Raw genomic sequence first — 7,824 nt, forward strand, 5'->3', positions numbered from 1 at the left:
ATGAATCAACCATTATCAGAATCCCAAATTGCCGGATTAAATTTACCTCATATCACCTCGAATAACAAATTAAGACGGGTTTTGACGGCAGCATTGCCAAAGCAAGAACGTCCTAAAATTGACGTAAGTGGTCAATATTGGAATGCGGATTTTTTTCATCTCAATCGAGTCAAAATTTTTCAAGAAGCAAGCGATCGCGAACAGTCTGCTATTCTTCAAATCACAAATCGCAGCTTATTAGAAGAAGCCTATTATATTGAGAATGCAGGCGTTGGTTATATGGCAAAAATGACGCTTTTAGCAGAAACCGTTGAAGAACGAATACTTTACGGTTTATTTGCAGCAGATGAAGCCAATCATCTGAGTCAAATCAGTTGTTTTTTGCCAGAAATTGAATTAACTAATCATCAAGATCCATTTCTAAACTTATTGGCAGAAGTTGTTGAAGGTACGGATAAAACTGTGTTATTATTTGTGTTGCAAGTGGTGTTAGAAGGATGGGGTTTAAGTCACTATCGCCGAATAGCAAAGGAATGTTGTCATCAAAATCTTGCAGAAATTTTTTCTAGTTTTTTGGATGCAGAAGCACGCCATCACGCAACTGGAAATTTATTGTTTGAGAAAATTTTAATTTCAAAATCTAGTCAAGAATTAATGATTGAACTATTGGCAAAGTTTTTAATGATGGTACAAGTTGGCCCCCAGAATGTGCTAACGGCGATCACACAGGTGAAAGGACACCTTTCGCGATCGCAAAAAATCCAAATCCTAGAAGAGTTGGATACGGAAACCCATAGCGGAACCCGATTAAAATTATTGCGATCGCTCATGCGAATAAAATCGGTAGAGGCGATCATTCAAACTTTAGAAGAACGAGGTGCTTTTGTCCCCTTACCTGCTCACCAATGTGTTAACTTAACTTAAACTTTAATATGGAAAATCAACTGTTAGAGCATCCCACTATTTATCGCAAGTTACAAATTAATTATAAACGCAACAAACAGCAAGATCAGACGACTTTAATGGATGAAGCTGTTGAAAAGTTTTGTTATGAAGATTGTAAAAATGAATATTGGAATCCAGAAGAGTTTTCTTTACTGTATGGTACTCCTTTATGGGAGCAATCGAGTCCAGATCAGCGCTTAATTTTAAATCAACTTTACTGGGTCGCTTACTATTCGCAAATTGTCTCGGCTGAAATTGCCACTATCTTTTTTAATCAAACTAGCGCTACTGGTCTTTACGCCTATGAAGATTTCCGTTTGATTTGCGATACATTAGATTTAGAATCGTCTCAAGAGCGCACCCATATTAACGCATTTAGAACGATTTCCAAACAAGTAGAAAAAGCTTTGTTTGGAGAATTAATTTTCACTTACCCGATGCGATCGCCCTTTACAGAAACAATGGTTTATGCAGATACAAATGCGTTAAAAACCTGGTGGAAAAAGATTCAACTTCAATACTTTGGTTTAATTTCTGCAAATAATACTTTTTTGGCTTGTCAGTATTTTACTGTCCGAGGCGTGCGGACATTAAATGGTAAATTAATTCAGCATAAACTCAGCAACTACTATCAAAAACATACCAATCAAGACTTAGCACCTATTCCCGCTAAAGTTTCTTACTATCATTTTTTAGATGAGAGTTTTCATTTTAATAGTTCTACAATTGTATCTCACGAAGTTGTCACTTGCCTTGCACCTCCAACAGCATTTGAAAAGTTTGTAGCGAATTTAGGAGTATGGGGATGTCAACAAGATCATTTTCACTTTTCTGCTGCCATTAATGGAATTTTTTGGTACGATCCGGCGTTATATAGTAAGATTTATCGCGTGTTGCGATCGCCTATTTTTAACCTAACTGAAAAAGATGCTAAAGACATGATGCGACGCTGCTTTACTGAAGAATCAGAGGGATTACATCGCAGTTATTTAACCCATCAAGAAGCAATGGAATCTTATAAAGTGTATGTGGAAAAGCTCGATTACCTATGGAAACGCAATCGAGAAATGACCCTAATGTCATCTAATTCCATTCCCCAATATTTAGCAACTCAAAAAACGGCTTTTCAACGCTTTGAACAGCAATATTAACAGGATTTCTGCCATGTCTAATTTGTGTAAAATCTCTTTTCCCGAAACTGATTATCTTTCCATTACTTTGCAACGTCATCAAAACTTATCCGAACATCTAACCATTCAAAATTCACCTGTTTTGTTTGGCTGTCGGACTGGAATCTGTGGAACTTGTTTAGTTAAAGTAATCGGTGATATTCCTGCTGCTAAAGCAGATGAGCAGGAGGTCTTGGATATATTGGCTTCTAATGTTTCAAATGCAAGATTAGCCTGTCAAATTGACCTCACAGTTAATGTTAAAATTCGCAAACTAGAATAATTTTGATAACTGATATTTTTTTGTAATATAGTTAATATAATCTGTTTCGACATCTTCACTTGATGTTTCTGTTGTTTTGGCAATTCCTCGTAATCGAGAAAGATTTCCCTTTTTCAATTCAAAACTGGATTCTCGCTGTAATGACTCTAACAGCGTTTCTACTAATTGCCAGCGATCGCTAATTGGTAACTGCAATACCTGTTTTTGTAATTCTTGTAAATTCATTATGATTTTTTGCCTATAAGTATCACTTTTAATTATAAATCAGGTGACTATTGGCAGGCAATGGATTAACTGATATTTTTATTTTTTTGATAATTTGTCAGAATTGAAATATGATCGTCCTCGTCTCTCGGTACTATTAGTCATGCAATTTGAAGATTTTTGGTACATTGTTGCACTGAGCAACCAATTAAAGCCTAACACGGTATTAGCGCGATCGCTTTTAGGAGAATGGTTAGCAATATTTCGGGGAGAAAATGGACAAGCTGTGGCGTTGCGCGATCGCTGTTTGCATCGCAGTAGTCGCCTATCCGTCGGAAAGGTTTGTAACGGCGCACTACAATGTCCTTATCATGGTTGGATTTACGATCAAAATGGTAATGTTATTGCTGTTCCTTCGGAGGGAAATTCAATCAAATTATCCCAACAACGTCGAGCAAAATGTTATGCAACAAAAGAACAAGATGGTTATGTTTATGTGCGGTTAGCTGACGATCCTAGTGAAGATTTTAACCCGTTTTTTATGCCTCATTATCAAGAGCAAGGATGGGAAACAATACGAGTTATTAACCGTTTTCAAAATAATGTGACTAATTGTGTAGAAAACTTTATTGATATTCCCCATACTGCCTTTGTGCATCCCGGTATTTTCCGCAAATCTTGCCAACAAATGCTACAAATGATTGTAGAACGGAAAAATGGTTCTGTTTTGGTGAATTATTGTAACGAAACGAGTAATTTAGGATGGTATAGTCGTTTTCTTAATCAGCAAGGTGGGGAAATTAAACATAGCGATCGCTTTTATATGCCAAATATTACCAGTGTCGAATATCAGATGGGAAACAACCGCCATTTGTTCATTACCAGTCAGTCGATTCCCGAAACGGAAAATTCAACCCTAGTTTACACGGATGTTACTTATAACTATGGCATTTGGAATAAACTAGCGCGTCCGTTTATCCGTTGGACAGCACAACATATTATTCAGCAGGATGTGAAAATATTGGGGATTCAAGGGGAAGCGATCGCTAAATATGGAACCCAATTTTCTAACACGCCTGCTGATACAATTCATGTATTTGTAGAGTCGATCCGAAATGCGATCGCATCTGGAAAAGATCCGCGACAATTACCCAATCAATCGGTTAAAGTTACATTTTTCGTTTAACCTTTTTTATGCAAATTATTGTCCAAATTATAGTTTTTGTTGCTTTTATCGGCTTAGTTGGCTGGACTATTTTTGATAAATCAGGGAGAACTCAACTTAAAGCAAAATCTTTTGAAGATTGGCTATTAGATAGCGCTGGATTATTTGTACAAGGAATGCTAATTCCACTTATGCAAGCGACGATAATTTATCAACTTTATCGTTACTGGCTACCGATATCACCCGGATATCTTCATGTTTCTCCAATTTTATCCTTTCTGATTAGCTTTGTTGCCGTTGATTATCTCTACTACTGGAATCATCGCCTGCTACATTCTACTTTTTTTTGGAACGTTCATCAAGTGCATCATACAGTGACTAATTTGGATGTTTTAGGAACATCTCGTAACACGATTTGGGCAAGCTTTTTTATTGTTTATTTGTGGATTAATAGCTTTTTTTTGTACTTGTTTGCTAATTCTACAGGCTATCTTTTAGGAGTTAGCTTAACTTCTGTCCTAGATCTATGGAGGCATAGCCAACTGATTGTTCCTGCAAATAGTTGGTTTTACCATTTTCTATCTCCTTGGTTGATTTTGCCCCAGGATCACTCATGGCATCATTCTAGCCAGTTTCCTAACTGTAATTATGGTGCTAATCTAAAACTTTGGGATCGTTTGCATGGAACTTATTATCAAAACAGTGAATTACCAACTCAAATTGGAAATGCAATTCCATTAACTTTCACTCAAAAACTTTTATTTCCCTTTTCATGACACTGCTGAGTAAAATTCTTTTATTTTTTCCTGCTATAGTTTTATTACTAACAGGCGGATCGTTAATCTATTTTGCACATTCACCTGGCATTTTTAGTGCTGTGGTTGTATTATTTTCTCTTTATGGTTTGCCCGTTTTTATTTATCGATTACATCAGTGGATTTATCCGATTAAAGAAGGGATTAGTTATTTACAGGGAAAAGAATATAGCCCTTGGTGGGGTAGCCATCAAATTCAGGTGATCTATATTGCAATTCCAGTTTTAGAGGCTGTATTGCGATTAATTCCAGGCGTATTTTCCGGTTGGTTGCGATTGTGGGGGGCGAAAATCGGGCAAAATATATACTGGACACCGGGACTAGAAATTGCCGATCGCGGTTTGTTAGAAATTGGCGATCGCGTTGTAATTGGACATCGAGTTGGCATTTATTCTCATGTTATTAAACCCCGTAAACACAACTTAATGTTGTATGTCAAAAAAGTCAAAATTGGCAATGATGTTTTTGTCGGTGCTGGATCGCATATTGCGCCCGGAGTAATTATTGAAAATGGTGTTTATATGCCTGTTGATACTAACCTTTATCCGAATCAAAAAGTAAAATAATGCGTCAATTTATTCAACTATTTGGGAAACTTCTAGCCCCAAGTTATCGGCGATTTTATCGAGCATTAGATAACCCGCAAGCGGCACAACAATTGGTGCAAATAGAAATTTGCGATCGCTTGATTCAAAGCGAGTACGGCAAATCTTTAAACATTCGCTCTGTAGCAGATTGGCATCAGGTTCCAATCGTTGATTATGATCAACTTAAACCTTGGATTTTAGGAAAACAAAACTCTAAACAAAAGCGAATTTCACTGACACCAGAACCCATTTTATTTTATGAAAAAACCTCTGGAAGTAGCGGTGCAGTTAAATGGATTCCTTACACGCGATCGCTGCGAAAATCCTTCAATCAAATGTTTTGTGTATGGGCGTATGATTTAATACAAAATGGCCCTAAGTTTTCCACAGGTAAACTCTATGCTTGTATTTCACCTCAATTAGATTCCCTCGATTCTAAATTCAATAATTCCCTCTCTTTGCAAAATGATTTAGATTACTTAGATAATTGGTTGCGCTGGTTTTTGCATCCTTGGTTAGTCATGCCAGAAAAACTGGAAAGTTTGCAGAATTACCAGCAATTTAAACATCAGCTTTCTTTAGCACTATTACAAGCAGAAAAACTCGAAATAATTTCGATTTGGAGTCCTAGTTTTCTTAAAACACATTTAAACTATATTCAAGAAAATCAGGAATTATTGTCAAAAGAATTACAAAAAAAGATATCAAGTGAACGCCTGAAATTACTAGCAGAACCTCAAATTACTTGGCAACAACTTTGGTCTAATTTAAAGCTAATTTCCTGTTGGGATGCTGCTAATTCAGGAGATGGGGCGAAAGGGTTGCAATTACAATTTCCTAATGTCTTCGTTCAAGGTAAAGGTTTATTAGCCACAGAAGCCCCAATGACAATTCCGTTAATAGAAGCTAACGGGTATGTTCCTGTTCTGGATGAAGTTTTTTTTGAATTTGAAGATGATCAGGGTTGCTTTTATCAACTACATGAACTTAGTGTTGGGCAGAAATATACAATCATTCTATCACAAAAGGGAGGATTATATCGTTATCGAATTGGCGATCGCATTCGCGTGTCGGGGATATATCATCACACTCCTTGTTTAGAGTTTTTAGGACGAAATGAAGCCATCAGCGATCTAGTCGGTGAAAAGCTACAAGAAAGCTTTGTTTGTGATATTTTAGCGCAATTAAATATTCCAGAAACCTGCTTTAAAAGCTTAGTTCCAGTTGCCAATCCACCTCACTATATTTTATTACTCGATCAAGCCGTAGAAAGTCCACAAATCTTAGCTAAAAATTTAGATATTGCTTTATCACAATCAATTCAATACCAACGGGCGCGATTACTCGATCAACTTGCACCCCCACAAGTTTTTATTTCCTCGAAAATTCCTGAATTATTAGCATTGTATCGGGTGCGATCGGGTAGTATTTGGGGTGGTGTTAAGTATCCCATTCTAGCAATATCGCCTATTAATGCTGATCTTTTTAACCAACTTAAATTTCAGCTTTAATTATCATTTTAAATTCAAAATTTTTGTAAAAAGCAAGCGATCGCTCTTGATTTTATAGCAACCGCCAAGGCAGTTAAGACACCAGACGGATCTTGGAACCCAGACGGTAAAGTGTTTTCCCCCGGTGTTCCCTCCCCCCCTAGCCCCCCGTGCACGGGGGGTTTGGGGGGGCTGTTCCCTGCTATATCAGGCTGCGATCGCTAACTTTTTACTCTTTCAGGACTTACGCAAATTTGGGGATGTAACCCTATATGTAGGGGTAATTCATGAATTACCTCTACTAGCGTTTTTTACCGTCATCTCAGTGGGTTGTTAACCGCGTTAATACTTGGTTAGAACGTTCTACAAAGTCCTTCATTCCTTCAGCATCAAAGCCTTTTTGAGCAATTAAGGCTAAATCATAGACATGATGACAAATCATATTCGCTAATTCCGTCGAAGGAGATTCACCACCTTCTTGAATAATCGCTCCTTGACTCAAATTCACTAAATTCTGAATTAACGGATGGGCAATATTAATTAACAGAATATGTTCCTCTGGAAATTCAACTTTTTGTTGCTGCATCAGGGCTGTCATATCCTGTAACCGTCGCATAAATTCCGGTAATAATACCATCGCGGGCGGGGTATTCTCGGATTTCAAGGATTCAGTCCGAATCGTTAATTTAGGCTTGTTTAAAGCTGCGGTAAACAGGTCTTTAATGATTTCACTGCGGGTTTTATTGGTTTTAGGATCAACAATTTCAGGACTATTATCCTTAGCAATTAAATTGTCATCTAGTTCCGCATCCACCCGGGCAAACTTAACATCAGTGTGTTCCCGTTCTAGGAAACTAATAAAATGACTATCAATAAAGGAATCGAAGAACAAAACTTCTAATCCTTGACTGGTATGTAACTGAATATAAGTGGCTTGGGTTGTTTCATCGGTACAATAAAATACCCGATTTTCATGGCGTTCTTTATTGCGTTCAAGATATTCGCTTAAGGTGGTGTAGTAACGACCTTTTTCATCGGTATTATCAGAAGTTGGAGAAGCGACATCCTGCCAAACATCCCCGTCTTCGGTTTGCACTTGGACTTGGGTAGGAACGGCAACAGGCCCATCCTCCGTTGACCCCTGCGGAGTTGACCCCCAGCCCCCC

The 7,824-nt window shown here is 37.6% G+C and carries 8 protein-coding genes and 1 pseudogene; 7 read left to right on the top strand and 2 right to left on the bottom strand.

What is annotated here, in order from left to right; genetic code table 11:
* The 3 genes from AC559H_RS05780 to AC559H_RS05790 are packed head-to-tail and all read left to right on the top strand — an operon-like array spanning position 1 to position 2,397.
* The gene (locus AC559H_RS05780) at positions 1-924 is read left to right on the top strand and encodes a hypothetical protein (RefSeq protein WP_026793990.1); all 924 of its coding nucleotides are present in this window, start codon (positions 1-3) and stop codon (positions 922-924) included.
* A gap of 8 nt (positions 925-932) precedes the next feature.
* Complete coding sequence (locus AC559H_RS05785) at positions 933-2,096, top strand: hypothetical protein (RefSeq protein ID WP_026793991.1); 1,164 nt, start codon at positions 933-935, stop codon at positions 2,094-2,096.
* Positions 2,097-2,109: 13 nt separating this feature from the next.
* Complete coding sequence (locus AC559H_RS05790; RefSeq protein WP_026786711.1) at positions 2,110-2,397, top strand: 2Fe-2S iron-sulfur cluster-binding protein; 288 nt, start codon at positions 2,110-2,112, stop codon at positions 2,395-2,397.
* On the opposite strand, the gene AC559H_RS05795 is transcribed toward AC559H_RS05790, so the two are convergent.
* Complete coding sequence (locus AC559H_RS05795) at positions 2,389-2,622, bottom strand: hypothetical protein (protein ID WP_026786710.1); 234 nt, start codon at positions 2,620-2,622, stop codon at positions 2,389-2,391. The two genes, AC559H_RS05790 and AC559H_RS05795, sit on opposite strands and share 9 nt — an antisense overlap.
* A gap of 94 nt (positions 2,623-2,716) precedes the next feature.
* Here AC559H_RS05795 and AC559H_RS05800 point away from each other — a divergent pair, with 94 nt between their 5' ends.
* The 4 genes from AC559H_RS05800 (at position 2,717) to AC559H_RS05815 (ending at position 6,679) form a co-directional block, all read left to right on the top strand.
* Positions 2,717-3,787 carry an aromatic ring-hydroxylating dioxygenase subunit alpha gene (locus AC559H_RS05800; RefSeq protein WP_233422977.1) on the top strand — a complete coding sequence of 357 codons (1,071 nt, stop codon included), beginning with the start codon at positions 2,717-2,719 and terminating at the stop codon, positions 3,785-3,787.
* Positions 3,788-3,795: 8 nt separating this feature from the next.
* The gene (locus tag AC559H_RS05805) at positions 3,796-4,542 is read left to right on the top strand and encodes a sterol desaturase family protein (protein WP_087882174.1); all 747 of its coding nucleotides are present in this window, start codon (positions 3,796-3,798) and stop codon (positions 4,540-4,542) included.
* Between the two features lie 101 nt (positions 4,543-4,643).
* A complete protein-coding gene (locus AC559H_RS05810) occupies positions 4,644-5,147 on the top strand; it encodes a DapH/DapD/GlmU-related protein (RefSeq protein WP_237745636.1) in 504 nt (167 codons plus the stop codon).
* Positions 5,147-6,679, top strand: a complete 1,533-nt coding sequence (locus AC559H_RS05815) for a GH3 family acyl-acid amido synthetase (protein WP_026793995.1) — start codon at positions 5,147-5,149, stop codon at positions 6,677-6,679. The genes AC559H_RS05810 and AC559H_RS05815 overlap by 1 nt, the downstream gene beginning before the upstream one ends.
* Positions 6,680-6,980: 301 nt before the next feature.
* Here AC559H_RS05815 and AC559H_RS05820 read toward each other — a convergent pair.
* Positions 6,981-7,824: pseudogene (locus tag AC559H_RS05820) on the bottom strand (molecular chaperone HtpG); the annotation flags it as partial.

The organism is Planktothrix prolifica NIVA-CYA 540 (assembly GCF_963864145.1).
Taxonomy (GTDB): domain Bacteria; phylum Cyanobacteriota; class Cyanobacteriia; order Cyanobacteriales; family Microcoleaceae; genus Planktothrix; species Planktothrix agardhii.

Coding starts and splice junctions, on each gene's coding strand:
- AC559H_RS05795 (WP_026786710.1), bottom strand. CDS start 2,622: ATGAATTTACAAGAATTACAAAAACAGGTATTGCAGTTACCAATTAGC.
- AC559H_RS05785 (WP_026793991.1), top strand. CDS start 933: ATGGAAAATCAACTGTTAGAGCATCCCACTATTTATCGCAAGTTACAA.
- AC559H_RS05780 (WP_026793990.1), top strand. CDS start 1: ATGAATCAACCATTATCAGAATCCCAAATTGCCGGATTAAATTTACCT.
- AC559H_RS05790 (WP_026786711.1), top strand. CDS start 2,110: ATGTCTAATTTGTGTAAAATCTCTTTTCCCGAAACTGATTATCTTTCC.
- AC559H_RS05805 (WP_087882174.1), top strand. CDS start 3,796: ATGCAAATTATTGTCCAAATTATAGTTTTTGTTGCTTTTATCGGCTTA.
- AC559H_RS05815 (WP_026793995.1), top strand. CDS start 5,147: ATGCGTCAATTTATTCAACTATTTGGGAAACTTCTAGCCCCAAGTTAT.